25 protein-coding genes and 2 rRNA genes are annotated in these 26,966 nt (G+C 69.8%); 19 read left to right on the top strand and 8 right to left on the bottom strand.

What is annotated here, in order from left to right; all coding sequences use genetic code 11:
- Together G5C66_RS03910 and rrf are read left to right on the top strand one after the other, a co-directional pair.
- Positions 1-102: ribosomal RNA gene (locus G5C66_RS03910) — 23S ribosomal RNA — on the top strand; the annotation flags it as partial.
- A gap of 115 nt (positions 103-217) precedes the next feature.
- Positions 218-334 (top strand): 5S ribosomal RNA (gene rrf / locus G5C66_RS03905).
- Between the two features lie 278 nt (positions 335-612).
- Here rrf and G5C66_RS03900 read toward each other — a convergent pair.
- From G5C66_RS03900 to G5C66_RS03885, 4 genes are all read right to left on the bottom strand, one after another.
- Positions 613-1,902 (bottom strand): MFS transporter, encoded by a 1,290-nt coding sequence (locus tag G5C66_RS03900; protein WP_165109625.1) that lies wholly within the window; start codon positions 1,900-1,902, stop codon positions 613-615.
- A 212-nt stretch (positions 1,903-2,114) separates the two neighbouring features.
- Complete coding sequence (locus G5C66_RS03895; RefSeq protein ID WP_165109624.1) at positions 2,115-3,380, bottom strand: Nramp family divalent metal transporter; 1,266 nt, start codon at positions 3,378-3,380, stop codon at positions 2,115-2,117.
- A 21-nt stretch (positions 3,381-3,401) separates the two neighbouring features.
- A complete protein-coding gene (locus G5C66_RS03890) occupies positions 3,402-4,631 on the bottom strand; it encodes an RNA polymerase sigma factor (protein WP_165109623.1) in 1,230 nt (409 codons plus the stop codon).
- Between the two features lie 27 nt (positions 4,632-4,658).
- The gene (locus tag G5C66_RS03885) at positions 4,659-5,084 is read right to left on the bottom strand and encodes a YciI family protein (protein WP_008355288.1); all 426 of its coding nucleotides are present in this window, start codon (positions 5,082-5,084) and stop codon (positions 4,659-4,661) included.
- Between the two features lie 132 nt (positions 5,085-5,216).
- Between G5C66_RS03885 and G5C66_RS03880 the strand changes: the two genes are divergently transcribed.
- Entirely contained in the window at positions 5,217-6,107 is an 891-nt protein-coding gene (locus tag G5C66_RS03880; protein WP_165109622.1) for an LLM class flavin-dependent oxidoreductase, read from the top strand.
- Between the two features lie 3 nt (positions 6,108-6,110).
- Here G5C66_RS03880 and G5C66_RS03875 read toward each other — a convergent pair whose 3' ends face one another.
- Complete coding sequence (locus tag G5C66_RS03875) at positions 6,111-6,932, bottom strand: nicotianamine synthase family protein (protein WP_165109621.1); 822 nt, start codon at positions 6,930-6,932, stop codon at positions 6,111-6,113.
- Between the two features lie 178 nt (positions 6,933-7,110).
- Between G5C66_RS03875 and G5C66_RS03870 the strand changes: the two genes are divergently transcribed.
- Complete coding sequence (locus G5C66_RS03870) at positions 7,111-7,488, top strand: YciI family protein (protein WP_165109620.1); 378 nt, start codon at positions 7,111-7,113, stop codon at positions 7,486-7,488.
- Position 7,489: 1 nt separating this feature from the next.
- Positions 7,490-8,722 carry an RNA polymerase sigma factor gene (locus G5C66_RS03865; protein WP_165109619.1) on the top strand — a complete coding sequence of 411 codons (1,233 nt, stop codon included), beginning with the start codon at positions 7,490-7,492 and terminating at the stop codon, positions 8,720-8,722.
- A gap of 13 nt (positions 8,723-8,735) precedes the next feature.
- On the opposite strand, the gene G5C66_RS03860 is transcribed toward G5C66_RS03865, so the two are convergent.
- The gene (locus G5C66_RS03860; protein WP_165109618.1) at positions 8,736-9,314 is read right to left on the bottom strand and encodes a TMEM165/GDT1 family protein; all 579 of its coding nucleotides are present in this window, start codon (positions 9,312-9,314) and stop codon (positions 8,736-8,738) included.
- Between the two features lie 299 nt (positions 9,315-9,613).
- Here G5C66_RS03860 and G5C66_RS03855 point away from each other — a divergent pair, with 299 nt between their 5' ends.
- The 11 genes from G5C66_RS03855 (at position 9,614) to G5C66_RS03805 (ending at position 23,763) form a co-directional block, all read left to right on the top strand.
- Entirely contained in the window at positions 9,614-9,949 is a 336-nt protein-coding gene (locus tag G5C66_RS03855) for an ArsR/SmtB family transcription factor (RefSeq protein WP_165109617.1), read from the top strand.
- Positions 9,949-10,863: a cation diffusion facilitator family transporter gene (locus tag G5C66_RS03850; protein ID WP_165109616.1), complete on the top strand. Its 915-nt coding sequence runs from the start codon at positions 9,949-9,951 to the stop codon at positions 10,861-10,863. Before G5C66_RS03855 ends, G5C66_RS03850 begins: the two co-directional genes overlap by 1 nt.
- Positions 10,864-10,865: 2 nt before the next feature.
- Positions 10,866-11,555 (top strand): cation efflux transmembrane domain-containing protein, encoded by a 690-nt coding sequence (locus tag G5C66_RS03845; protein WP_165109660.1) that lies wholly within the window; start codon positions 10,866-10,868, stop codon positions 11,553-11,555.
- 81 nt (positions 11,556-11,636) lie between these two features.
- Positions 11,637-12,440 carry an HAD family hydrolase gene (locus tag G5C66_RS03840; protein WP_165109615.1) on the top strand — a complete coding sequence of 268 codons (804 nt, stop codon included), beginning with the start codon at positions 11,637-11,639 and terminating at the stop codon, positions 12,438-12,440.
- Between the two features lie 566 nt (positions 12,441-13,006).
- Positions 13,007-13,774, top strand: a complete 768-nt coding sequence (locus tag G5C66_RS03835; protein ID WP_241248179.1) for an urea amidolyase associated protein UAAP1 — start codon at positions 13,007-13,009, stop codon at positions 13,772-13,774.
- A gap of 53 nt (positions 13,775-13,827) precedes the next feature.
- Positions 13,828-14,562: an urea amidolyase associated protein UAAP2 gene (locus tag G5C66_RS03830; RefSeq protein ID WP_338144058.1), complete on the top strand. Its 735-nt coding sequence runs from the start codon at positions 13,828-13,830 to the stop codon at positions 14,560-14,562.
- The gene (uca, locus tag G5C66_RS03825) at positions 14,559-18,242 is read left to right on the top strand and encodes an urea carboxylase (RefSeq protein ID WP_165109613.1); all 3,684 of its coding nucleotides are present in this window, start codon (positions 14,559-14,561) and stop codon (positions 18,240-18,242) included. Before G5C66_RS03830 ends, uca begins: the two co-directional genes overlap by 4 nt.
- On the top strand, positions 18,239-19,936 hold the full coding sequence (gene atzF, locus G5C66_RS03820; RefSeq protein WP_206443678.1) for an allophanate hydrolase: 1,698 nt from the start codon (positions 18,239-18,241) through the stop codon (positions 19,934-19,936). The genes uca and atzF overlap by 4 nt, the downstream gene beginning before the upstream one ends.
- A 262-nt stretch (positions 19,937-20,198) precedes the next feature.
- A complete protein-coding gene (locus tag G5C66_RS03815) occupies positions 20,199-20,933 on the top strand; it encodes a TetR/AcrR family transcriptional regulator (protein ID WP_206443677.1) in 735 nt (244 codons plus the stop codon).
- A gap of 153 nt (positions 20,934-21,086) precedes the next feature.
- Positions 21,087-22,298, top strand: a complete 1,212-nt coding sequence (locus G5C66_RS25545; RefSeq protein ID WP_206443676.1) for a hypothetical protein — start codon at positions 21,087-21,089, stop codon at positions 22,296-22,298.
- 97 nt (positions 22,299-22,395) lie between these two features.
- Positions 22,396-23,763, top strand: coding sequence for a cytochrome P450 (locus G5C66_RS03805; RefSeq protein ID WP_206443675.1), 1,368 nt, complete (start codon positions 22,396-22,398; stop codon positions 23,761-23,763).
- Positions 23,764-23,824: 61 nt separating this feature from the next.
- On the opposite strand, the gene G5C66_RS03800 is transcribed toward G5C66_RS03805, so the two are convergent.
- Positions 23,825-24,778 (bottom strand): helix-turn-helix transcriptional regulator, encoded by a 954-nt coding sequence (locus G5C66_RS03800; RefSeq protein ID WP_165109611.1) that lies wholly within the window; start codon positions 24,776-24,778, stop codon positions 23,825-23,827.
- A gap of 128 nt (positions 24,779-24,906) precedes the next feature.
- Here G5C66_RS03800 and G5C66_RS03795 point away from each other — a divergent pair, with 128 nt between their 5' ends.
- From G5C66_RS03795 to G5C66_RS03785, 3 genes are read left to right on the top strand one after another with little or no spacing between them, the layout of a single operon-like run.
- Positions 24,907-25,542 carry a histidine phosphatase family protein gene (locus G5C66_RS03795; RefSeq protein WP_165109610.1) on the top strand — a complete coding sequence of 212 codons (636 nt, stop codon included), beginning with the start codon at positions 24,907-24,909 and terminating at the stop codon, positions 25,540-25,542.
- On the top strand, positions 25,539-25,868 hold the full coding sequence (locus G5C66_RS03790) for a YnfA family protein (protein ID WP_165109609.1): 330 nt from the start codon (positions 25,539-25,541) through the stop codon (positions 25,866-25,868). The genes G5C66_RS03795 and G5C66_RS03790 overlap by 4 nt, the downstream gene beginning before the upstream one ends.
- Positions 25,869-25,884: 16 nt before the next feature.
- On the top strand, positions 25,885-26,463 hold the full coding sequence (locus G5C66_RS03785) for an NUDIX hydrolase (protein WP_165109608.1): 579 nt from the start codon (positions 25,885-25,887) through the stop codon (positions 26,461-26,463).
- A 279-nt stretch (positions 26,464-26,742) separates the two neighbouring features.
- Here the strand turns inward: G5C66_RS03785 and G5C66_RS03780 are convergent, their stop codons facing one another.
- Entirely contained in the window at positions 26,743-26,958 is a 216-nt protein-coding gene (locus G5C66_RS03780) for a hypothetical protein (RefSeq protein ID WP_165109607.1), read from the bottom strand.
- Between the last annotated feature and the right edge of the window lie 8 nt (positions 26,959-26,966).

The following is a 26,966-nucleotide window of genomic DNA, read 5'->3' as shown; positions in this document are numbered from 1 at the left end:
TTTATGGGTTAAGGCCCCCTACAGACTATGGGGTTGATAGGCCGGAGGTGTACAGCAGTGATGCCCAGCCGACCGGTACTAATAGGCCGAGGGCTTATCTTTCATAAACCCTCAACAAAAACAACAAACGAAGACCGTCAAGTCTCGCGTCCACAACCAACTGTTGTAACACAGGTTTGGTCACCCGCCCCGATGGGGTGAGCGTGATCTCAAGAGTTACGGCGGCCATAGCGAAGGGGAAATACCCGGTCCCATCCCGAACCCGGAAGTCAAGCCCTTCAGCGCCGATGGTACTGCAACCGAGAGGCTGTGGGAGAGTAGGACGCCGCCGGACATAACTTTGCGCAGGGCCACCTCTTCGGAGGTGGCCCTGCTGCCATTTGTGCCTTTCTCTTCGCGCCACGCCCGGTTGACGTGAGCAGCGACACGGGGTCCAATGTCATAGTTGCAGTCCGTATGTATCAACCAGTCGAACTAGGAGTTCCCATGGTCAAGAAGCTGCTCATCGCTGCCGTGGTTGCCGCGGGTCTCGGTGTGGCCATCAAGCTGGTCACGAGCCGCTGATCCAGAGCTTCTCCAGTTGCCCGGTGCTCTCAAGGCACCGGGCAACTGTCATTTGGAGCCCTGTGACGCTTCCTCGTCCGGCGTGACCGGAGCCGACACGAGAGGCTCCTCCTTCGGAAGGTCGACCTCGGCGAGAGAGCGACGCGCGCCAGGGATCGCCAGGATGCCGGCGACCACCAGGAAGAGGAGGAAGCCAGCGAGCACGAGCAACGACTCGACGGAGAACTGGTCCGCCAGAGGGCCGAAGACGACCATGGACAACGGCATGGCGACGGACATGACGATCCCGACGATGCCGAACACCCGCCCTTGCATCTCCGGCTCCACGCGCTCCTGGAGGATCGTGATCGCGGGCGTGCTGAGCGCTGAGAAGAACACTCCGATCAGCAGCCCGAAGACGAAGAAGACCCACATGTTGGTAGAGACGCCGAGGCCGACGACCAGCAGCCCGATGAGAACCACGGACCCGACCATCAGACGCATGCGGTGGACGATCTTGGGCCCGAGCGCGGCCATCGCGGCGCCTCCGGCGAGCATGCCGAAGCCCCAGAACAGCTCGTTGGCGGTGAGTTTCCAGACCTCGTCGCCGAAGGTCCGGGTGACCATGAGCGGGGTGAGATAGGACGGTGCGCCGACCATGAGCATGACCAGTGCGAACAGGATGAGGATCCACCGCACGTGCGAGTGGGTGGAGACGTACTTCAGACCGGCGCGCAGGTCGCCGAAGTAGGAGACCTTGCCCTCGGGGCGTACGAGACGTGCGACCGGGACCAGGGCGAGCAGGCCGACGCCGATCAGTGCCGTGGCCGCGTCGATGAAGAAGACGGCGACGATGTCCATGTTCGCGTAGATGACCGCTGCGAGCGCAGGCGCGAGGAGGGTCATCGCAGACTGAATGGTCTGGAACGCTCCGTTGATGCGGAGCAGCTGGGATTCCGGCACGATCTGCGGGATCATCGCGGTGACCGCGGGCATCTGGATGCCGGCGAAGATCGATCGGATGGCCAGGGCGAGATAGATGATCCAGAGGTCCTCGATCCCGCTCGCCATCAAACCGGCCAGGATCAGGGTCGCGACCGCGATCGTGGCGTCCGAGCCCATGATCAGGAACTTGCGGTGATGTCGGTCGGCCCAGACGCCACCGAAGATCGACATGAACGCCTGCGGGAGCATCCCGAAGACGAGGCTCAGCATCAGGACAGACCCGGAGCGGGTTTCGATGGTGAGGTGCCACATGACGGCGTACATCACCAGCATCGAGCCGAGCAGGGAGACCGTTTGGCCGGCGAGGAAGATCGCTGCGTTGCGCCTCCAGCCGGGAAGCACGTCGGCGGGCATGCCGTCCAGCCTCGACCTGGACACGGGAGGCGTCAACCGACTTTGGTCTCCCGCCATAGCCGCTGGGCGTGGGATTCGACTTCGCTGCGGACGCCTCCTTCCCCCTGCTCGTCGCGACGAGTCCGCTCATCCTGACCACGAAAAGCGCCGAGTCGGCTCGTCATGACGAGCCGACTCGGCGGGGTTCTCTGTCAGTTCGGGCCGACTCGGCGTCAGCCGAGGAGGTCGGTGATGGAGGTGCGTACCTGGTCGAAGGCGAGCCAGGCGAAGAGCAGGGCGCAGATGATGAGGCCGATGTTGGAGACCCACTTGCTCCGCCACTCCGCGGGGGTGTGGCTGGTGTTGAGGAGCCAGAGCAGCGTGACGGCCAGGAACGGCATGAAGAACGCGCCCAGGACCCCGTAGATCAGGATCAGCCACGCCGGCTCGTCGGCCACCAGCAGCCAGATCATCGGGGGGAAGGTGAGCCAGAGGATGTAGGCGCGGTACCAGAGGCCACCGCTCTTCGCCTCGGGCTCGTCGGCCTTGCCGCGGATGGTGCCCATGAAGTCGGCGAACATCAGGCTGACGCCGTTCCAGACGCCGACGAGCGACGACATCGCCGCGGCCCAGAAACCGATCAGGAAGAGCTTGCCGAACCAGTTGCCGTAGCGGTCGGCGAGGACCTTGGACAGGTCGAGCATGCCCTGGTCGCCGGTGCCGATCGCGATCTGGGCCGAGTAGAGCAGCTCGGCGCCCACGATGAGAGTGGCGACGACGAAGATGCCGGTGACGACGTACGCGGTGGTGTTGTCGATCCGCATGACGCGCATGAACTGCGGCGTGTGCCAGCCCTTCTCGCGCAGCCAGTAGCCGTAGGCGGCCAGGGTGATCGTGCCGCCGACGCCGCCGGCGACCGAGAGGATGTTGACCAGGGAGCCCTCGGGGATGGTCGGGACGAGGCCGGTGAGCAGCTCGGGGAGGTTGGGCAGGGTGACCAGGGCGGCGCCGACCATGGTCACGAACATGATCCCGACCAGGACGGCCAGGAACTTCTCGAAGAGGCCGTAGCGGCCGGTCCAGACGATCGCGATGCCGATCAGGCCGGAGAGGATGCCCCAGAACTTCACCGAGGCGGACGAGAACAGCGCGGTCAGGGCCAGGCCGGTGCCGGCCATCGCTGCGGCGCCGTAGATGAAGCCCCAGATGACGATGTAGGGGCCGAAGTAGATCGTCGTCCAGATGCCCAGACGCCGCCAGCCCTGGAAGATGGTCTCGCCGGTGGCCAGGCTGTAGCGGCCGGCGCCCTCGACGAGCACCACCTTCAGTACGCAGCCGATGACCACCGCCCAGAGCAGGGCGTAGCCGTACTTGCTGCCGGCGATCAGAGTGGCGACCAGGTCGGCGGCGCCGACACCGGTCGCGGCCACGACGAGGCCAGGACCCAGGATCCGCCAGCGTGGGGTTTCAGACGTCTCGGTCCTCGCTGCATGTGACATGAGCGACAGGTATACCCCGTTTTAGGGAAGATCAGCGAGTTTTTGCCGAAGGACGGCACGCTCGCGTCCGTTCGCGCACATCGACGCGGCTCGCTCCAGCTCGGTGCGCGCCTCGACGGTTCGGCCCAGGCGGCGCAGCAGCTCGCCGCGTACGGTCGGGAGGAGGTGAGTGTGGTCGAGCCGCTTGTCCTCGGCGATCCGGTCGACGATCTCCAGGCCTCGCATCGGGCCGTGGGCCATCGCGACCGCGACAGCACGGTTGAGGTCGACGATCGGGTTGGGCGCGATGCGGCCCAGCGCCTCGTAGAGCACCACGATCCGCTCCCAGTCGGTGGTCGCCACCGAGTCGGCGGTCGCGTGGGTGGCGGCGATCGCGGCCTGGAGCCCGTAGGGACCGAGCCCGCGTGGGGTCGCCTGCTCGAGGGCGGCCAGGCCGCGACGTACGGCTCCTCGGTCCCATCGGGACCGGTCCTGGTCCTCGAGGAGGACCGGGTTGCCGGCGGCGTCGGTGCGGGCGGGGAAGCGGGAGGCGGTGAGCTCCATCAGCGCCAGCAGCCCGTACGCCTCCGGCTCGTCCGGCAGCACGCCGATCAGCACCCGGGTCAGCCTGCGCGCCTCGCGGGCGAGGTCGGTGCGGATCAGGTCCTCGCCGGACGTGGCGGTGGAGCCCTCGGTGAAGATCAGGTAGAGGACGTTGAGCACGCCGGCGAGCCGCTCCCGGCGCTCGTCGGGCGACGGCACCTCGAAGGGCACCTTCGCGGCCGCGATCGTCTTCTTGGCGCGAGTGATCCGCGCCTGGATCGTCGGCACCGGCACCAGGAACGCCCGGGCGATCTCCTCGCTGCTGAGACCGCCGACGACCCTGAGGGTGAGGGCCACCCGGGCCTCCTTGGACAGCATCGGGTGGCAGGAGACGAACATCAGCGCGAGGACGTCGTCGTCGATCCGCTCGATGTCCAGGTCGTCGTCGTACGCCTCGTCCTGGTCGTGGGCGATGGCCTCGTACTTCTCCCGCTGGACGCCGGCGCGGCGGATGGTGTCGATCGCCCGCCGCTTGGCGGTGGTCATCAACCAGCCGACCGGGTTGGCGGGCTGGCCGTCACGCGGCCACGAGACGAGGGCCTCCGCGAGGGCCTCCTGGGCCGCGTCCTCGGCGAGGGCGAAGTCGCCGGTGTAGCGCGCGAGCGCGCCGACGATGCGGGCGGACTCGATTCGCCAGATCGCCTCGACGGCGCGCGTCGCGTCACTCATCGGTCTCTCCTGTGGTGATCTCGGCCCTCAGAGCTGCCCGTTCTTGGTCCGCCACTCGAGCTCCTGCTGGATCCACGGGTTGTCCTGCGGGAACTCGTCGATCGTCGGCACCCGGCGGATCTCGACGGCGGAGCCGGGGAAGTAGCCGATCCGCTTGGCCCACTCGATGGCCTCTTCCTTGGAGGCGACGGAGATCAGGTAGAAGCCGCCGAAGAGCTCCTTGGTCTCGCCGTAGGGGCCGTCGGTGACGACCGGCTGGTCGGCGTCGGCGTAGGTGACGACGGTGTGCTCCTCGGGGTCCAGGCCCTCCATGGCGAGCAGCACGCCGGCCTTGATGAGCTCGTCGTTGATCCGGCCCATCTTCTCGAGCATCTCCTCGAAGGGGATCTCGGACATCGCGGCGTTCATCTTGTCCTCGTCGACGGTGCGCCAGATCAGCATGTACTTCGGCATCTCGGTATCTCCTGTGTCGGTCGGGCCGTCTTGCCGGCCCGTTCACCCCTTGGTCGAACGAGGTCTACGCGGGATCGACAACGTTGCCAAGAATATTTCTGACGGGATTTCTGGGGTGGGTAGGTTGGGATCGTGAAGATCTCGCTGTGGCCCAATCTCGTCTATCCCACCGCCGACATCCTCGCCGAGGCGCAGGCGGCCGACCAGGCCGGCTGGTACGGCGTCTGGGTCGCCGACCACTACATGCCCAACACCGGCACCGAGGAGGTCGACGACGGGCCGATGCACGAGGTCTGGGGGATCCTGCCGGCGCTGGCCGCGACCACCCAGAACGTACGCATCGGGCCGCTCGTCTCGCCGACGACGATCCATCACCCGGCGCTGCTCGCGAACCGGTCGGCGACGATCGACCACATCGCCGGCGGCCGCTTCGTGCTCGGCATGGGCGCGGGCTGGCAGATCAACGAGCACAAGGCGTACGGCATCGACCTGCCGGGCGCGAAGGTGCTCGTCGACCGGTTCGAGGAGGCGATCGAGATCACCCGGTCGCTGCTCGACAAGCCGCGGACGACGTTCGAGGGCACCTACTTCCAGATCACCGACGCGCCGTGCGAGCCGAAGCCGGTGGCCTCGCCGCTGCCGATCCTGGTCGGTGCCAAGGGTCCGCGGATGCTGCGGGTCGTCGCCCGGCACGCCGACGAGTGGAACACCTGGGGCACGCCCGAGAGCGCGGGCGGCGTGCGGGCCAAGCTCATGGAGGCGTGCGAGCAGGTGGGGCGCGATCCGTCGACGATCAGAACCACCGTCAACCTCAACCTGGATCTCGACGGCGCCAACCCGGGTCCCGCCGGGATGACCCAGACCGGCTCCGTCGATGAGCTGCAGGACATGATCGGGCGGTACGTCGAGGCCGGGTTCGACGAGTTCATCCTTCCCACCCGTTTCCTCGGTGAGACCGGTGCCGAGCGGATCGAGCGGGCCGCCCAGCTCAAGGCAGAGGTGCTCGACCCCGCGCGGGGCTGACCGTCAGACAGGTCTGGCCAGGATGGCGCTGTTGATCACGTCGGTCCCGGGGGCGTCGACCTCGGGATTGGCCTCGGCGAGGACGGTCAGGCCGGCGAGCGCCTCGGGGCCGACCCGCGGATAGAGCAGCGTACGCAGCCCCCGGGCGCTCCGCGCCAGGACGAGGCCGTCCGGGGCGAGGTGGGTGACCGCCTTGCCGAGCACGTCGGCCTTGGCGGCGTCGTCGGCCCCGACCAGGCCGGCGAGGAGCACGACGTCGACGGGATGCGGTGGGTTGGCGGCCGCGGCCTCGGCGTGCTCGAAGGTCACCCCGACGGCACCGAGGCGCCCGAACGCGGCGGAGGAGAGCCGGATCGCCTCGGCGTCGTGGTCGACGCAGTGCACGGCGATGCCCTGCTCGGCCAGGCAGAGCGCGGTCAGCGGCAACGGCCCCGAGCCGAGGAGCAGGACGTGTCGCGGCGTGAGGCCCTGGCGGCGTACGGCCTGCAGCTCCATCTCCACGAGGAGCCGGTAGTTCTCCCGATAGGGGAACTGGGCAAACGCCGCCGCGGGGTCGGGGGAGCGTGCGATCCGGTCGGCCCACGCCTGCTCGAGGGCGTGCTCGCCGGCCGACGCCACCGCGCGGAAGAGCTCAGGCGAACGCGATGGTGGCAAGCCGGCCAGCACGGAGTCGGCGGCCGACTCGGGCACGCTCAGCACGGCGGTCACCAGCCGGTTGAAGAGAGCGTTGACGACGATGCCGGGAGCCAGCGACTGCTGGTCGAGCAGATCGTCGAGGGTGGAGACCAGGCGTTCGTCGACTGCTTCGAACGCTCCCGGATTCACAAGCGGTCACCCTTCCACATCGGTGGCGGCCGCTGCAGAGGGTTCCGCCGAGGAGACCCACTCCGCGGCACGGAAGTTTCCGAGCCCGATTTCTGGGACCATGTAGAACTACGCCGACCGGCTACGACGTATCCCCCGTAAGCACGCCTACGGAAGGCGCCTACGAAAGGGAAGAGTCATGAAGTACGTCATCCTGATCCACTCCAACCCGCAGCCGTGGGGTCACCCGACGGGTGACTTCGTCCCCGAGTTCCAGTCGCTGCCGCAGCAGGCCAGGGAGAAGCTCAACGCCGCCTTCGAGGGGATCCTGGAGGAGCTCTCGGCCAACGGCGAGCTCCTCGGCGGGCAGGCGCTCGCTGATCCGGCCTCGGCGAAGCTCTACCGCTGGGACGCCGGCGAGCCGGTCGTCACCGACGGCCCCTACTCCGAGGCGAAGGAGCATCTGGCCGGCTTCTTCCTGATCGACGTCGAGTCCCAGGAGCGAGCCGAAGAGGTCGTACGCAGCTTCAGTGGCCCCGGTGAGACGGTCGAGCTCCGGCCGGTGGCAACCTACTGACATGACGGTGACGGGAGTCGAGGACGTGTGGCGGCAGGAGTCCGCCCATGTCCTCGGCGCCCTGCTCCGGGTCCATCCCGATCTTCCCGACTGCGAGGACGCCGCCCAGGAGGCGCTGATCGCGGCCAGCCGGCGCTGGTCCAGCGACGGGCTGCCCGCCGACCCGCGGGCCTGGCTGATCCGGGTGGCCCACCGGCGGCTGATCGACCAGCTCCGAGCGGACTCGGCCCGGACCCGGCGTGAGCTCGCCGACGGGATGGCCCGGCGGCTCGACGACCCCGATCCGGCAGCTCCCGAGATCGGCTCGGCGTACGACGACACCCTGCGGGTGATGATGATGTGCGCCCATCCCGCGCTGCGCCGGCCGTCCCAGGTCGCGATCACGCTGCGGTGCGTGGGCGGGCTGACGACGGCGGAGATCGCCGCTGCGTACCTGGTTCCGGAGGCGACCATGGGACAGCGGCTCAGCCGGGCGCGGGCGACGCTGAAGGACGAGGTGTTCTGCTCTCCGGCCCCGGACGAGCTGCCCGAGCGGATCGCCTGCGTGCTCGACGTCTGCCACCTGATCTTCAACGAGGGCCACACCCGCACCAGCGGCCCGGACCTGCAGGGGATCGAGCTCACCGAGGAGGCGATCCGGCTGACCCGGATGGTGCGCGGCATCCTGCCGGAGCACGACGAGGCCACCGGTCTGCTCGCGCTCATGCTGCTGACCCAGGCGCGCTCGTGCGGGCGCGTCGACCACCTAGGCGACCTGATCCCGCTCAAGGACCAGGACCGCTCGCAGTGGGACCGCGAGCTGATCCGCGAGGGCGTCGCGCTGCTGGAGGAGGTGCTCCCGGAGGGGCCGGTAGGCCGCTACCAGCTGCAGGCCGCGATCGCCGCGGTCCACGCCGAGGCGGAGTCGTACGAGGCCACCGACTGGCTCCAGATCAACCTGCTCTACGGGATGCTCGCCCAGGTCGCACCCTCGCCCGCGGTCACGCTCAACCGCGCGGTCGCCGTGGCGATGAGCCTCGGCCCCGAGCACGGGATCGAGATCGTGCGCGACCTGCTGGAGCACCCGGCGATGCAGCGGCACCACCGGGCTCATGCCGTGCTGGCGCACCTGCTCGAGCAGTCCGGCGACCTTGCGACGGCCCGGGACCACTACGTGCTGGCGGCGCGCCTGACCCAGAGCGTGCCGGAGCAGCGCTACCTGAACCGCCGGGTCGAGGCGCTCGACCGCTCGTGACCGCGCGGCGGGATCAGAGCTGCACGACCCCGTCCAGGACGAGAACGATCCCGAAGATCGCGAACAGCGCGGCAGCGCCGTACTTGATCACCTTCTCGGGAAGGTTGCGGCCCAGCAGAGCGCCGACGCCGATGGCGAGGGCGTCGGCGGCGACCATCCCGAGGGTGGAGCCGATCCAGGTGCCGAGCCAGCCCTCCTGGGTGGCCAGGGTGATCGTCGCGAGCATCGTCTTGTCGCCGAGCTCGGCCAGGAAGAACGCGATGCCGACGGCGACGATCGCCATGCCCCGGCTGTTGCGCGCCTTCTTGGCCTCGTCCTCGGTGAGCTCGTCGCCGCGCAGGGTCCAGGCCGCGAAGACCAGAAAGGCGAGCCCGGCGACGATGGTGATGTAGTGCTGGTGCTCGGCGAAGGCGTCCCCGATGAGCGCCCCGATGGCGACCGAGGCGAGGTGGACGATCGCAGTGGCCGCGGTGATCCCGAGGATCACGTCCCGAGCGCGGTAGCGGGTGGCGAAGGTCATCGCCATGAGCTGGCTCTTGTCGCCGAGCTCGGCGACGAAGATGACGGCGGTCGACAGCAGGAAGGCGTACACAGGGGGTTCCTCTCCGGAGCCGGCCGGAGGAATCCCATGAGGGTGCAGCGTCCTTCGACCAGCACCGTCGTGTTGATACGGGTGCTTGGTCGAAGGTCTCGTCCGCCACGTCGTGGCCGATCGCGCCGGGCGCAGAGGCCAGTGTGTCGACGCGACTGTTGAGGACTACTCCCCTTCGGTGCCTCGAGCCTAGCCCACCAGCCGAGGTGGTTCCCAGCCGGTGCGGACGTGGCCTGGGTCACCTCACCGCCATGAGTACAGGTATTGCTGAATTCAGGATTCGCTGTACTGTTCTGCCCATGGTCACCACGACGACGGCTTCGCTGGACGCGCTCGCGCGCTTCGGCCACGCGCTCTCCGACGCCACCCGCGCCCGGATCCTGATGCGACTGCGCGAAGGTGCTGCGTACCCGGCCGAGCTGGCGGACTCGCTCGGGGCGACCCGCCAGGCCGTGTCGAACCACCTGGCCTGCCTGCGCGGCTGCGGTCTCGTGGTGGCCGTGCCCGAGGGGCGGCGTACGCGCTACGAGCTGGTCGACCAGCGTGTGGCCCACGCTCTGGCCGATCTCCACGGGCTGGTCCTGATCACCGACAAGGCGGCCTGCGGCGACGCCGACGAGCTGGGTTGCTGCTGATGGGACACGGACACGGCCACGGGCACGGCGCCGCCGGTCACGCCGGCGGCAGGTACCGGTCGCGGCTCGCGCTCACCTTCGTGCTGGTCGCGGGCTATCTGGTCGTCGAGCTGGTCGCCGGGGTGTGGTCGGGCTCGCTCGCGCTGCTCTCCGACGCCGGGCACATGAGCGCGGACGTCGTCGCGCTCGGCGCGGCCCTGCTCGCGACCAGGATCGCGGCACGGCCCGACACCACGGGCCGGCGCACCTACGGCTCCTATCGCGCCGAGGTCTTCGCCTCGGGGCTGACGGTGCTGATCATGCTCGGGGTGGCGGCGTACGTCGTGGTGGAGGCCATCGGGCGGATCGGTGCCGAGACCGAGGTGCGGACCGGCGCGATGCTGGTGGTCGGTGCGGTCGGGCTGGTGGTCAACGTCGTCTCGATGCTGCTGCTGAGGGCCGGCGCCGCCGAGTCGCTCAACGTGAAGGGTGCATACTTCGAGGTCGTCGCCGACGCCGCGGGCAGTGTCGGCGTGATCGTGGCGGGCGTGATCGTCGCGCTCACCGGCGAGCCGCTGTGGGACACCGGTGTCGCGGTGGCCATCGGGCTCTTCGTGGCGGTCCGGGCCGTCGTGCTGGGCCGCGAGGTCCTGGCCGTGCTGGGGCAGGAGATCCCGGATGGCCTGCAGATGGATGCCGTCGTGGCCGACCTGACGTCGATCCCCGGCGTCGAGGACGTCCACGACCTGCACGTGTGGACCCTGACCTCCGGGATGAACGTCGCCACCGCCCACCTCGAGCTCGCCGAGGACGCCGACTCGCAGGACGTCCTCGCCCGTGCGCAGCGGATGCTCGCGACGGAGCACCGCATCGAGCACGCGACCCTGCAGACCGAGACCGCGCCGACGCCGCAGTGCCTCGAGGTGACGTGGTGAGCATGGGGCGGCCCGCGCAGCTCGTCCTCGCCGGTCCCACCGCCGGGCGGAGAGCGGTTCTCGTACGCCGCGTGCGGCTGTTGGTGGCCTTCACCATCGCGTACAACGTGATCGAGGCCGTCGTCGCCCTCGTCACCGGCGTGGGAGCAGGGTCCGCCGCGCTGGTGGGATTCGGGCTCGACTCGGTGATCGAGGTGGCCTCCGCGGTCGCGGTCGCCTGGCAGTTCACTGGTCGCGACCACGAGCGGCGCGAGCTGGCGGCGCTGCGAGTGATCGCCTGCTCGTTCTTCGCCCTCGCCGCCTTCGTGAGCTTCGACGCGATGACCGCCCTGTTGACGCGCCAGGCGGCGGACCACTCGGGCGTCGGTATCGGCCTCGCCGTGCTGAGCCTGCTGGTCATGCCGCTGGCCTCGTGGGTGCAGCGGCGTACGGGCACCGAGCTCGGGTCGCGCCCCGCCGTCGCCGACTCGAAGCAGACGCTCCTGTGCACCTACATGTCGGCCGCGCTCCTGCTCGGGCTGCTGCTGAACAGCCTGCTCGGATGGTGGTGGGCAGATTCCATCGCGGCCCTGACCATCGCCGCCGTCGCGGTCGGGGAAGGCGTGAAGGCCTGGCGAGGCGAGGTGTGCTGCTCGCCGGCTGAGGCGCTCGTCGTCGAGGGTCGCACCGATGAGGGCTGCGACTGCTGCTGACCGGAAACCGCTGGTCGACGTAACCCTTACGGATTCTTCGAAGTTCTTCAGCAAAGATTCGAACCTGGCTACGCTGAGGCCATGGACGAGGCCGGGGTGCGTGCGGTCCTCTTCGACCTGCAGGACACCCTCGTCCCGAGTGGTCATCCTGCCGAGCACGCCGCGGTGTCCCGAGGGATGGGCGCCGATCTCGGTGTCGATCCGGGTGCGTTCGCGGCCGCGGTCGAGGAGACCTTCGACGAACGCGTACGCGGCCTGATGGCCGATGTGCACCACACCGTGCGCTACCTGGCCAGACGGGTCGGCGGGTCGCCCACCGAGTCGCAGGTGGAGAGCGCGATCGCGCGGCGGACGAACTACCTGCTCTCCCTGCATGCGGCGACCTGGGCGCTGCCGGCGCTGAAGTCGCTGCGCAAACGCGGGTTCAAGCTCGGCCTCGTCGCCGACTGCGGGGCCGAGACGGCCGCGATCTGGCCGCAGAGCCCGCTCGCGGACCACCTGGACGCGGTCTCGTTCTCCTGCCAGACCGGCGTACGCAAACCCGACTCGGGCGCCTACCTCGTCGCCGCGGCGGCACTGAAGGTGCGGACCGGCGAGTGCGTCTACGTCGGAGACGGCGCCGACCGTGAGCTGAGCGGAGCCGAGGCGGTCGGGATGCGAGCGGTGCGGTTCGGGGCTCGGGCGCTCGACGAGGTCGAGCAGGTGGAAGCGACCGACGCGGGCGCGGCGTTCGACCTGGATCCCGAGTGGAGTGGGCCGACGATCAGCGATCTGGGAGAGCTCGTCGGCATGATCGGGCTCCCGATCCAGCGTGACGGGTCCGAATCGCGGACGTTCGTCTCCGGCAATGTGGTGCCGTGGGGCTCGAAGAGATCGTCGCGTTGAGCGGCGGCTGACGGATCGCCGGCCACCGGCCGGCGTCTGGAGCGACCCGCGCGACCCGCGCGGCCCGGGTCAGGGTCCCACTCCTCGTGGTCGATGTCAGCCGAATCGGGGATCCTCCGGCCATTCGGTCCGCTCCTCGGCACGGTTCCGGATCGCCATCGGATCGGTGTCCGAGATCACACCTACCCTGTTACCTGTCTTTTGACAGGTTCAGCGCCTGACCGGCGGGCGTCGCTTCTGGAAAGAACGCTCCATCAGGCGGCACCGCACGCGTGAATTCGGCAGTAAATGGTCCTTGCCCCCTAGCCAGTTCCCGCCGAAAACGGTAAGAATCGATCGACCGACAGGGAAGAATCTCGCCGTCTCCGACCCCACATTTCGGACTCAGGTTTCCAACAGTCATGGTTTGCCCCCGACGCCCTTGACGTACATGCTTACCTGTCAGTCGACAGGTTAATCATGCTTCAAGGAGGACCCGGGTGGCGCCAGCTGCAGACCACAGCACGGACACGGTGCTGAACGCACGGGCAGATGCTCGCGCGCAAGGGGGGCAGGTCAGCGACTGGATGCCGTACCTACCGGCGTCGACGAGCCCGTTCTGTCCGGAGGACGTCGACGCCGCGAGCCTGACCTGGGCCGAGACGGTCGCGCCCGGCAGCTACACCCACAAGGTCCTCGCCCGGGGCACGCGCTTCCGGCTCGAGGACCCGACCGGTGAGGCCTGCGCCCACACCCTCGTCTACAACGCGCTCGAGCCGACCGAACGTCTCAACGTCGCCGACACCCAGAAGATCCCGTGGCAGGCCTACCTCGGCACCGGCCACCCGCTGCTCTCCGGCGACGGACGCGTGCTCGCCACGATCGTCGGCGACACCTCGGGCCGCCACGACGCCTTCTGCGGGACCAGCACGGCCGCCTGGAACGCGCTGCGCTACGGCACCGCGCTGCCCGAGGGCCCCGCGCCGGCCGGCCGTGACCTCTTCGTGAAGGCGGCCGCCAAGCACGGGCTCGGGCCGGCGGACGTACCGCCCTCGGTCTCGTTCTTCCAGGGAGTCCGGGTCGCGGAGGACGGAAGCTTCGACTGGGTCGGCTCCTCAGGGGCGGGGACGTCGGTCGAGCTCGTGGCCGAGCTGCCCCTGATCGTGCTGATCGCCAACGTCCCGCATCCGCGGGACCCACGTCCGGAGTACATCGTCGGGCCGCTGCGCGTGCACGCCTGGCGTACGCCGGAGACCAACCCGACCACCCAGGCGGACGAGCGTTTCGACGCCGCTCCCGAGGTGCGCCGGGCGTACCTGAACACACTCGACTATGCGGAGGCTCGGGGGCTGTGACTACCACGATCAACAACCCGGTGATGAGGCCTGTGACGACTGTTCCTGTTCCTGTGACCACCTACCTCACGCCCGACGGGCAGCTGGTCTCCAGCGTCCCGGTCGGGGCGTCGTACGCCGATGGCAGCCCACTGGAGTGGGGTGGTCCGTTGGTGCCGGGTGCCGTCGTGCTGGACGAGCAGGTCGCCCCGCGGGCGTCGTGGTCGGGTGTCGTACGTGCCGGTCAGGTGCTGACCATCGTCGATGTCGGCGGCAACCAGTCGGGTGACTGCCTGCTCTACAACGCGCACGACACCGACGAGCGCTACAGCGCGCCGGACACGCTCGCCTGGCAGGACAACGCCTACATCCGCACCGGGACCGTGCTGCGCAGCAACCACGGCCGTGCGCTGATGACCGTGATCGAGAACGAGATCGACCGCCAGGACACCATCGGCGGCGCCTGCTCGCGTGAGTCCAACACGCTGCGCTACGGGCACCACGTGATGTACCACCACGGCTGCCGGGAGAACTTCCTGACCGAGGGCGCCAAGCACGGCCTCGGCATGCGCGACATCGTCTCCAACATCAACTGGTTCATGAACGTGCCGGTCGAGGAGGACGGCGCGCTCGGCATCGTCGACGGCATGTCGGCGCCCGGGAAGCGGGTCGCACTGCGTGCCGAGATCGACACGCTCGTCCTGATCTCCAACTGCCCGCAGATGAACAACCCCTGCAACGACTTCAACCCGACGCCCCTGCGGATGATCGTGTCCGAGCCGGATGTCGACTACGAGGCCGACGCATGACGGGTGGTGGTCCGTCGTTCGACACCGTCCTGGTCGCCAACCGAGGGGAGATCGCCCGCCGGGTGATGCGCACCGCGCGCGAGCTCGGGATGCGTACGGTCGCGGTCTTCTCCGAGGCCGACCGGGCGGCACCACACGTGCGGGAGGCCGACGAGGCCGTCTGTCTGGGCTCCGCGCCCGCACGGGACTCCTATCTCCGCGGTGACCTGATCATCGAGGCGGCCCTGCGCACCGGCGCGGGGCTGCTCCATCCCGGCTACGGCTTCCTGTCCGAGAGTGCTGCCTTCGCCCGTGAGGTGGAGGCGGCCGGGCTCCGGTTCGTCGGCCCGACGCCCGACCAGATCAGCGCCTTCGGCGAGAAGCACTCGGCCCGTCGGCTCGCCGAGAACGCCGGGGTGCCGATGCTGGCCGGGTCGGGGCTGCTCTCCGGCCCGGACGAGGCGGCCGCCGAGGCCGCCCGGATCGGGCTGCCGGTGATGGTCAAGGCGACCGGCGGCGGTGGCGGCATCGGGATGACCGCGTGCAGCTCGGAGGCGGACGTGAGGGTCGCGTTCGAGCGGGTCGCCCGGCTCGCGCAGACCAGCTTCGGCACCGCCGGGGTCTTCCTGGAGCACCTGGTGCGCCCCGCCCGCCACGTCGAGGTGCAGATCTTCGGCGACGGGGAGGGACAGGTCGCCGTGCTCGGCGACCGCGACTGCTCGCTGCAGCGCCGCAACCAGAAGGTGATCGAGGAGGCGCCCGCGCCTGCTCTTCCCGAGCACGTACGCACCGTTCTGCACGACTCCGCGCGCCAGCTCGCCAAGACGGTCTCCTACCGCTCGGCCGGCACCGTGGAGTTCGTCTACGACCCGCGCCGCGAGCAGATCTCCTTCCTGGAGATGAACACCCGCCTCCAGGTCGAGCACGCGGTCACCGAGCAGGTGATGGGCATCGACATCGTCGCGCTCATGCTGCGGCTGGCCCGCGACGGGGTCACCGCCCTGCCGGACGAGCTCTTCCGCAAGTGCCCCTCGCCCCAGGCGTACGCCGTCGAGGCACGCGTCTACGCCGAGGACCCGGCCAAGGACTCGATGCCGTCGTCCGGCCTGGTCACGCGCGCGGTCCTTCCGGAGCCGTCCGACACGGTCCGGGTGGACTCGTGGATCGAGACCGGGCTGGAGGTCTCGCCCCACTACGACCCGCTGCTCGCCAAGGTGATCGCCACCGGAACGACCCGTGACGAGGCGCTCGACCGGCTGGGCGAGGCGCTCGCGCAGACCCGGATCGACGGGATCGTCACGAACGTCTCGGCGCTGCGCGCGATGACGACGTACGCCGAGGTCCGCTCGGCCACGCACTCGACCTCGACCCTCGCCGAACGCACCAAGGACGGCAGCGGGGGCGACCCGGATCCACGCATCGACGTCCTCGACCCGGGTGTGCTCACCACCGTGCAGGACCTGCCCGGCCGGGTGGGCTACTGGCAGGTCGGCGTGCCTCCGTCGGGTCCGTTCGACCCGGTCTCCTTCGCCGAGGCCAACCTGGCCGTCGGCAACCACCGAGGGGCTCCCGGGCTGGAGGTCACCGTGCCGCTGGCGACCGGCAGGACGACGGCCGGGGGGCCGACGCTGGTCTTCTCCGATCCCGCCGTCGTCTGCGTGACCGGTGCCCCCATGCCGGTCAGCGTCGACGGCGTCCCTGCCCCGCAGTGGGAGCCGATCGAGCTTCCCGCGGGGGCGACGTTGACGCTGGGCCGCACCGACGGACCGGGGCTGCGCACCTACATCGCGGTCCGGGGTGGCCTGGACGTACCGGAGTATCTGGGCAGCGCCTCGACGTTCACGCTCGGCGGGTTCGGCGGGCACGCCGGACGTACGCTGCAGCGCGGTGACGTGCTCCGCCCGGGCACCGCGGTGGACCCGCAGGCGCAGCCGTCGGCGACGCCGGAGTCGCGGCGGCCGGCGCTGACCAACACCTGGGAGATCGGCGTCACCGAGGGCCCTCACGGCGCCCCGGAGTTCTTCACGCGCGAGGACCTGGACCAGCTCTACTCGGCACGCTATCGGGTGCACCACAACTCGGCTCGGACCGGCGTACGCCTCATCGGGCCGAAGCCGACCTGGGCCCGTGCCGATGGCGGCGAGGCCGGGCTGCATCCCTCGAACATCCATGACACGCCCTACACCGTCGGGTCGCTCGACTTCACCGGGGACACCCCGATCATCCTGGGGCCGGACGGGCCGTCGCTGGGTGGCTTCGTCTGCCCGGCGGTCGTCGCCAGCGGCGAGCTGTGGAAGATCGGGCAACTGCGTCCGGGCGACGCAGTTCGATTCGTGCCGGTGCGGGAGAGCAAGGCCGCCGGTCTGGTCAACCACCGTTCTTCACTGACGGTGACCCACGGCTCGGGCGGCGACGGCGACGACGGGATCCTGGGCCGGCTGCCCCGGACGCCGGCGCGGCCCGAGGTCACCTATCGGCGCAGCGGCGACAACTCCGTGCTGGTGGAGTACGGGCCGATGACGCTCGACCTGGGTCTCCGGATGCGGGTGCACGCGCTGCAGTCGGCTCTGGCCGAGCACGCGCCCGCGGGCATCATCGACGTCACGCCGGGGATCCGGTCGCTGCAGGTGCACACCGACTCCTCGGTCCTGCGCGCCGGCCAGGTCGCCGGGCTGCTGCGGGAGCTGGAGGAGGACCTGCCGGCCAGCTCGGAGCTGACCGTGCCCTCGCGGCGGGTGCGGCTGCCGCTGTCCTGGGACGACCCGGCGACGCGCGAGGCGATCGAGCGCTACACCGCCGGCGTACGCGACGACGCCCCGTGGGCGCCGTGGAACATCGAGTTCATCCGCCGGATCAACGGGCTCGCCTCGGTCGAGGAGGTCCACCGGACCGTCTTCGACGCGTCGTACCTGGTCCTCGGGCTGGGGGACGTCTATCTCGGGGCGCCGGTGGCGACGCCGCTGGACCCGCGGCACCGGCTGGTGACGACGAAGTACAACCCGGCGCGCACCTGGACGGCTGAGAACTCCGTCGGCATCGGCGGCGCGTACATGTGCATCTACGGGATGGAGGGGCCGGGCGGCTACCAGCTGGTCGGTCGGACGACGCAGGTGTTCAACCGTTTTCGGCGGTCCACGACGGTCGGCGGTCTCTTCCACGACGACCCGTGGGCGCTGCGGTTCTTCGACCGGATCGAGTGGTACCCGGTCTCCGCCGACGAGCTCCTCGAGCTGCGCGCGGAGGTCGACGCCGGGCGCGGTGAGTTCGAGACCGAGGAGGGCACCTTCTCGATCAAGGGGTACGAGCGCTTCCTGGCCGCGAACGCGGACTCGATCGCGGCCTTCCGCGATCAGCAGTCCGCTGCCTTCGACGAGGAGCGCGAGCGCTGGAAGGCGGCCGGCGAGTTCGACATCTGCGACCGCCTCGAGACGCGGGGCGACCCGTCGGAGGTCGATGTGCCCGACGGCTGCGTGGAGGTGACCGCGCCGTTCACCTCGACGGTCTGGAAGGTCGTCGCGAGCCGCGGGGCGCGGCTGGCACAGGACGATCCGCTGATGGTCGTCGAGGCGATGAAGATGGAGGCGAGCGTCCCGGTGCCGGTCGCCGGCGAGGTGGCCGAGATCTACGTGAAGCCGGGGGAGCAGATCGTCCCGGGGCAGGTCATCGCCGCGGTCCGGCCGCTCGACGGGACCGCGTCTTGATCCCTTCGCTGCCCGGTGGCGCGGTCGCCCGCGCCGCCGAGGCCCTCGATCGGATCGAGGCCTCGGACCGGCCCGAGATCTGGATCTCGCTGCGTACCCGTGAGGACCTGCTCGAGGAGGCCGCCGCGATCGATGCGAAGGTGGCCGGTGGTGAGGTGTTGCCGCTGGCCGGGCGTCTGGTCGCGGTCAAGGACAACATCGACGTCCGCGGCCTGCCGACGACCGCCGGAGCCCCGTCCTACGCCTACTCGCCGTCCGTCGACGCCACGGCTGTCGCCCGGCTGCGTGCCGCCGGGGCGCTGGTCGTGGGCAAGACGAACCTCGACCAGTTCGCGACCGGGCTGGTCGGCACCCGCAGCCCGTACGGGGCGGTCCGCAACGCCTGGGACCCGACTCGGATCTCGGGCGGTTCCTCGTCGGGCTCGGCGGTCGCGGTGGCCCTCGGTCTGGTCGATCTCGCGCTCGGGACCGACACCGCGGGCTCCGGACGGGTGCCCGCGGCGCTCAACGGCATCGTCGGGGTGAAGCCGTCCCGTGGGCTGGTTCCGGTCACCGGCGTCGTGCCCGCCTGCTACACGCTCGACTGCGTCACCGTCTTCGCCCGAGACCTCGGGTCCGCGCGGGCGGCGGCGGAGCTGATGGCCGGCCCGGACCCGTCGGACCCCTTGTCGCGTACGTTGCCGGCGGATGCCGGACCGCCGCCGGCGCCGCGGGTGGCGGTGCCGACCGGCGAGCAGCTCGACGGGCTCGCCCCGGGCTGGGCCGACGCGTTCCGGGCCGTGGTCGCGCGCCTGGCCTCCGCCGGTGTCGAGGTCGTCGAGACCGACATCTCGCCGCTGCTCGAGGCCGCCAGGCTGCTCTACGAGGGCGCCTTCGTCGCCGAGAGGTACGCCGCGGTCGGCTCCCACCTCGAAGCACACCGGGACCTCATCGGGACCGACCTGGACCCGACGGTCGCCGGGATCGTCCTCGCCGGGGCGAAGCCCAGCGCGGCCGACTGGGCGCGCGACGTCGCCCACCTGGCTCGGCTCGGGGCCGAGGGGCGGGCGGCCCTCGCGGGGTGCGCGGCGCTGCTCACGCCGACGACGACCGGGCATCCCACGCTGACCGAGGTGGCCGCGGATCCGATCGGTGCCAACGCGCGCCTGGGCCGATACACGAACTTCGCGAACCTGCTCGACATGGCCTCGCTCGCGGTCCCGGCCGGCCAGGTCGGTGGACTGCCCTTCGGGGTGATGCTGACCGGCGCTGCGGGAAGCGACCGCACCCTGGCGGCGCTGGGTCAGGTGCTGCTCAGCCCAGCCGTCGACCTCTTCGTCGTCGGCGCCCACCTGTCGGGCATGCCGCTCAACCACCAGCTCGTCGAGGCCGGCGCGACGCTGCTGCGCCGGACCTCCACCTCGGCCGACTACCGGCTGTTCGCGCTGGACACGGTGCCGCCCAAACCAGGCCTGGTCCGGGTGGGTGGTCCCGGGGCCGGGGTGCGGATCGAGGGAGAGCTCTGGCGCGTCCCGGCTGCGGGTTTCGGGGCGTTCGTGGGTGGCGTACCTGCTCCGATGGTGATCGGAAAGGTGACCCTGGAGGACGGCTCGTCGGTGTCTGGTTTCCTCGTCGAGCCGTTGGCGATCGAAGGGGCTGCGGACATCTCGTCGCACGGAGGTTGGCGCCGTTACCGGTCTGAGCAGGGCCTTTAACGTTCGCCGTTGATATCGGTTACGGGACCGGGGTCATTCCTCCTGATGGCACACGACCCTGTTCACTGCGCAGAATCACCGTCACACTGGGCAGAATCCGCCAGCATTATCGCCCCGGGAGGATGCTGTGCCATGCCTGATGGTTCGTCACGCCTTACACTTTGTTGACAGGGAATTCAACCCTCCCGTGGGACTTTCGACTCTATTCCTTAGGGGAAGAAGACTCTTTCGAATCTTCCCCGAAACTCGGGAGGCCGCTTAGATGGCGTACATGACAACTAGGCGTTCTCGGCCCGGCCGCCCCAGGCATGTGCCTGATTCGGGTACTGCCTCACCACGTGAACAGATCCTCGATGCCGCTGCGCGACTCTTCGTGTCCCAAGGCTTCGCGGCGACGTCCACCCGCGAGATCGCCGATCATGTCGGCATCCGTCAGGCATCTCTTTACTACCATTTCGCAGGCAAGGACGAGATCCTCGTCGAGCTGCTCCGTAAGTCGGTCCGGCCGACCACGGACAAGGTCGAGAAGATCCTCAACCAGGTGCCGCCGCTCGATTATGAGACCGCTCTTTATCTGTTGGTCCTCGTCGACGTACGCACGCTTGCGGATGTGCCGCACAACGTCGGAATGCTCTACATGCTGCCCGATGTGACCAATGGCGAGGTCTACACCGAGTTCCGCAAGGAACACGAGGAGCTGGCCCGCGCCTACGCCGATCTCGCCAGCAAGGTGGCCTCGGAGAAGGTGCTCGAGGGCGTCAGCCTGAAGCAGCTCGGCAACATGCTCATCCAGCAGGTCGAGGGCGTCATCAGGATGCGCACCGAGATGATGACCGAGGGCGACGTCCGGAGGATCTCGTGCCCGGAGGCATGGGCGATCGCGTCCTCGTGCCTGCGGATCTGCGGGGTCAGCCAGGAGAAGATCCAGGCCGCGAACGAGGTCGCCGTGGACATGCTCGACGACTTCCTCGAGGACAGGGTCCGCGAGCTCGCCTGACGAGGCAGCCTGACAAGACGGTAAATCGTGGGTAGGGCTTGCGCGTGTGAGTTGCCCCGATAAGGGTTGAACGACAAACTTTCCGAGCCCTTGCCCGCTTCCCCCACGACGAGGACCCCCACACGTGTGCACCGACCCTTCCGGAGGCCGCTGATGGCCCGGAAGCAGACCGCCATCCTCTCCGTCACCCGCGGGGTCACGACGCTCAACGGCCTGGTGGTGGATCGTCCCTGGGGCGAGGACCCGCATCAGGCGGGCATCCGTGCCGTACGCGAGCAGCTCGCCGGGCCGAGCCGCAAGCCCGTCCAGGTCGTCGCCACCGACGACGAGGCCCGGGTCCGGATGGTCGTCCATCCCGACGGGCAGGTCACCGACGTCGAGACCCTCGAGGTCTTCGGGAGCTACGGATCGCCCGACGACGTCCCCGGCGCCGCCTGGCTCCCCACCGCGATCGCGCCTGTGGTCGTCCAGGCCGAGGTCGAGCCGGAGCCCGAACCAGAGCCCGAGCCGTACGTCCCGCCGATCCTGGCTGTGCCGGCGCCTGCGCCCGAGCCGGAGCCCGAACCGGCGCCTGATCCGGCGCCTGATCTGGCGCCCGAGCCGGAACCGGAGCTGGAACCGGAGCCGGTGCCAGAACCCGAGCCGGCGCCCATGCCGCCACCCGCGCCGGCTCAGTTGCCTGATCCGGAGCCAGAGCCGGAGCCTGAACCCGAGGCCGTCGCCGAGCCGGCCCCCGAGCGCTCGGCGGGACCGCTCGTGCCGCTGCACCACATGGAACCGGGCCCGTACCGACGGTCGCGGATGACCCGCCGCGGCAAGGTGGTGCTGGTCGTCGCCTGCGTACTCCTGCTGATCCTGATCTACCAGATCCTCCGCGGCGTCGTGAACGGCTCCGACTCCTCCGAGACGAAGCCGCAGGGCCAGCAGTCGGAGCCGACCGCCGGGGCCAGCGACGACATCATCGAGCCGCCGTCGGCATCACCTTCGCCGAGCGCGACCGCGTCCTCGGTGCGCGTCGAGCCGACGCCGACCCCGACGCCCAAACCGACGCCCAAGCCGACGAAGAAGCCGGCACCCGAGCCGACCAGGACGCTGTCGGTGAAGGCGATCGCGATGACCGAGGCCATCGGGCTGCGGATCGATGCCAGCCGGCTGCCGGTGACGGCCACGATCGCGATGGATCCGTGGGGTGCGCCGGAGCGGTTCACGCGTACGGTCACGATCACCGAGCCCAACCAGCTCGTCGTGGTCAAGCCGGTCGCCTCCGGGCACGCGGAGTGGAGCGTGCGGGTCGACGGCGCCCCGAAGGTCACCGGCTACACCCACTCCTGGCCCAAGGGCGAGCGCGAGTTCCAACGGCGCTGACCGGCCCGGGCCGACATTGCTACCACGGTCGGATGTGTGGGACTTCCGTCCGGCGTACGCTGCACAGGAACGTGTTCCTGCGCCTCGGAGGTTTCGCATGCTCAAGATCTCGCCGTCGGTCAGCGCTCCCAAGATCGCCGGCCGGACGCTCCACAGGGTGGAGCGGACCGCCAAGCAGGGCGTGCGGTGGGTGCTGGGGCACGGGTTGCCGCGTACGGTCATCACACGGTCCGCGAAGAAGGGCGATCTCCAGGGCGACCTGATCCTCAGCGGACCGGGGTCGCACACCTTCGACCTGGCGGACCTCTTCGAGGAGGTGCGCGCGCAGGGACCGCTCTATCGGGGCGCGTTCAGCATGGTGGCGACCGACCAGTCGGTCATCCGTGAGGTGCTGACCAGCCCCGACTTCGTGACCGGCTTCTTCGCGCCCGACGCGGGCGGCGGCTGGATGGCGAAGGCCGGCACCTGGGCGGCCAGCGACGTGTTCAACCCGATCCAGCCGCCGTCGCTGCTCGCGACCGAGCCGCCGGCCCACACCCGCTACCGCAAGCTCGTCACGCGCGTGTTCACGGTCAAGGCCGTGGAGCGGCTGCGCGGCCGCACCGAGGAGATCGCCCGCGAGCTTCTCGACGACCTGGAGAGGTCGGGGTCCTCCGAGGTCGACCTGGTCCCGCGCTACTGCGGACTGCTGCCGATCACCGTCATCTCCGAGGTGCTCGGGGTGCCGGTCGAGCTCCGGGAGCGCATGCTCGAGATGGGCAAGGGCGCCGCGCTGAGCCTCGACATCGGGCTCGACTGGGGCACTTTCCGCGGGATGGAGGCGGCGCTGGAGGAGTTCGACACCTGGCTGCGCGGACATCTCGACCACATCGCCGCCCATCCCGGTGACGACCTGCTGAGCCAGCTCGTCGCGGTGCGTGAGGACGGTGACCGGCTCAGTGAGCCCGAGCTGCGCGCGATCGCCGGCCTGGTCTTCGCGGCCGGGTTCGAGACCACCGTGAACCTGATCGGCAACGGGATCGCGCTGCTCCACGACAACCCCGACCAGCTCGACATCCTGCGCGAGCGGCCCGAGCTGTGGGCCAACGCCGCCGACGAGGTGCTCCGGCTCGATCCGCCGGTGCTGCTGACCGGCCGGGTCGCGCGCCGGGACTCTGTGATCGCCGGCGAGCCGATCTCGCGCGGCACGATCATCAACACCATCCTCGCGGCCGCCAACCGCGACCCGGCCGTGTTCACCGACCCGCACGTCTTCGACGTGACCCGGGAGAACGCCCGCGACCACATCTCCTTCTCCAGCGGCCGCCACTTCTGCCTCGGTGCGGCACTAGCCCGGATGGAGGGTGAGGTCGGCCTCCGGCTCCTCTTCGAGCGCTTCCCCGACCTGAAGCTCCTCGACGGCCGCGAGCGCCACCCCACCCGCATCCTCCGCGGCTACTCCCACCTCCCCGCGAAGCTGTCCTGAACCCCGCTGGTCTCGACACGCTCGCTGGCGCTCGCGGCTCGACCAGCGTGGTCAGCGCAGCTCAGCGGGGCTTCGCGGCCTCGATCAGTCGCTGGCCCAGGTCGGCCACGCAGCGGCGTACCTCGTCCCCTTCGGCGACGTGGAACGGGACGTCCTGGCGGGCGAGCTCTTGGGCATACCAGCCTGGGCTGTTGGTGCTCCCGACGAGACGACAGCTGGTCTCGTCGATGGGTTCGAGGCGGCCCAGGACGCGCGGAAGATAGCGGTCGACCTGCGCGAGCGGAGCCTCGAAGACGACCTCGACGGCATAGGCCCAGCCCTCGCCGAGGTGTTCCTCGACCTCGGTGACGGGGTCGATCTCGGGACGTACGAAGGTGGTCTCCTCGATGTCGACCGCGCTCATCCGGTCGACCCGGAGCACCCGGCGCGCGTCGGCGGTGTGCGACCAGCAGAGCAGGTACCAGCGCGCGTGGCGCACGACGACCGCCCACGGGTCGACGACCATCTTGCGCTCGTTGCCGTTCTCGGTCGTGTAGGCGATGGTGCTCCGCCGCCGGGAGTCGCAGGCCTGGACCAGGCTGGTGGTGATGTCCGGGTCGGGCTTGACGGCGCTCTGGTCCGGGACGGCCGAGATCGTACGCCGCACCGCGGCCACCGTCTGGGCCAGCGACTCGGGCAGCACCCGGCCGATCTTGCCGACGGCGCTGCCGACCGGTCCGGTGGCGTCGGCGATGTCGTGGTGGCCGTCGAGCAGGGCCATCACCAGACCGAGGGCCTCGGCTGTGGTGAAGATGAGCGGCGTACGCATCCCGCGGCCCAGGCGATAGCCGCCGTAGGGCCCACGCTCGGACTCCACCGGGATGCCCGCCTCGCGCAGGATCGCGACGTAGCGACGGGCCGCGCGCTCGGTGACCCGGAGCCTCTCGCCCAGCCGCTCGGCGGTGATGCCGGGGGAGGACTGCAACAGCTCGAGGGTGAGCAGCGCCCGAGCGGTCGGGCTCTCGTCATGTCCCATCGTGGCGGCTCCCGGAAGTAGTTCGTCCGGATTCAGCGTAGTCCGTGACGCCTGGGTCGACGCGAGCGACTTCTCGGTCGTCGTAACCGCCGTCTCGGCGAGGGTTGGTCCCGTACCCTTACCGGCATATGAGACTTCTGCTGATCAGACACGGCCAGACCCCGAGCAACGTCTCCGGGGCGCTCGACACTGCCTTCCCCGGGGCCGGGTTGACCGAGCTCGGACAGTCCCAGGCAGCAGCGGTTCCTGATGCGCTGGCGGGCGAGAGGATCGCGGGGCTGTACGCCTCCCGCCTGGTGCGTACGCAGCTGACCGCTCAGCCGCTCGCCGACCGGATCGGGTTGTCGGTCGTGGTGCAGGAGGGGTTCGAGGAGATCAACGCGGGCGACCTGGAGATGGCCACCGACAAGGAGTCGGTGACGGCCTATCTCGAGGCGCTGGCCGACTGGATCGCCGGCACGCTGGAGACCCCGGTCCCCGGCGGTGAGGCGGGCCACGAGTTCCTGGCGCGTTTCGACGCCGCGGTGCAGGCCGTCGTCAAGCAGCACGAGCCCGACGACACCGTCGCGATCGTCTCCCACGGCGCCGCGATCCGGATGTGGACCGGGTTGCGCACCACCCGGTCGCCCGCATTCGGCGACGACAACCGGATCCGCAACACCGGTCTCGCGGTCGTCGAGGGCAGCCCCGAGGAGGGCTGGACGACGATCTCCTGGAACAACGACCCGCTGGGTGGTGCCCACCTGATCGGCGAGGGCTTTTGATCCTCCGCTCCCTCCTACTCTTCGCGCTGGCGGCGGTCGCCGAGATCGGCGGCGCCTGGCTGGTCTGGCAGGGACTGCGGGAGCATCGTGGCTGGCTCTGGGTGGGCGCCGGATTCATCGCGCTCGGCCTCTACGGCGTCGTCGCCACGCTGCAGCCCGACGCCCACTTCGGGCGGATCCTGGCGGCGTACGGCGGGGTCTTCGTCGTCGGCTCGATCGCCTGGGGGATGGCGATGGACGGCTACCGGCCCGACCGGTGGGACATCGCCGGAGCGGCGCTGTGCCTGGCCGGGATGGGCGTGATCATGTACGCGCCGCGTGGGTGACGTGGAGGATGGGGCCATGGCCCCCGAGGAAGACTCCCCGCGCACCTTCGTCCCGGTCCCGCCACAGGAGCGGCCGCGCCGTAGCCGGAGCACCGCGCGCGTACTCCTGATCGACGACCGCGACCGGATCCTGCTCTTCGCCGACTCCGACCCGGGGATCCCGGGTCTGCGGTGGTGGATCACCCCCGGCGGCGGTATCGACGAGGGCGAGAGCGAGGTGGCGGCGGCGGTGCGCGAGGTCGAGGAGGAGACCGGCCTGCGGATCACCGAGGCCGATCTGGTCGGGCCGACGATGCGGCGGACCGTGGTGCACGGCTACAGCGACGTGGTCATCGACCAGGAGGACTTCTTCTTCGCGTGCTGGGTGCCGGCCTTCGAGGTCTCCACCGCGGGCCACACGGAGGAGGAGCAGCTCACCATGGCCGCCCCCCGCTGGTGGACCCGCGAGGAGCTCGCGTCGACCGACGAGGAGATCTGGCCGGCGGTGCTCCTCGATCTGTGGAAGGACGCCGACGTACGTCGCGAGTCCGCCGCCTCCGCGCCCGCTGACCCTGCTGACGGCGGCTGGGTGGAGGAGTCGACGGTCCCGGCCTGACGGCCCGGCGGCTTGATGCCGGACGCAGATGCGCCGCAGCCGACCATCCCCCATGAATGGTCGGCTGCGGTCTGGTGAGATCTGGTCGATATCCCCCGGTATGACGAGATCTCTGGTGTGTGTCGTCGCACGAGCGCGAACCCCCGATCGGCTCGGGCGACGACACTCAGTCCGTGGAGCGGCCCCCCGACCGCGCCCTGGCCCTCCCCCTCAGTAGGCCCAGGGCGTCCACCCACAGCATCAGGCTGTGGACGACGGACCGTAGATGAAGGCGCATGGTCAGCGAACGATGCCGAGCGCGACGATGCCGGTGGCGGCCACGGCGGCGACGCCGAACATCGTGGTTCCGACGGCCGGCGGCATGCCGCCGCGGTGCTTGTGCTCGGTCGGCTCGTTCTTGCGGAGGCTGCGGACGGCGTCGAGGACGTTGTTGCGGATCGACTCGACGGCGGTCAGGTCACTGCGGTGACGTGCGGTGATCGTGGTGGTAGCCATGGTGTTCC

It is taken from the genome of Nocardioides turkmenicus (genome assembly GCF_011045035.1).
In the GTDB taxonomy this organism is placed as follows: domain Bacteria; phylum Actinomycetota; class Actinomycetes; order Propionibacteriales; family Nocardioidaceae; genus Nocardioides; species Nocardioides turkmenicus.
Note: the sequence above shows the minus strand (reverse complement) of the source record. Positions and strands in the feature narration are given on the sequence as shown.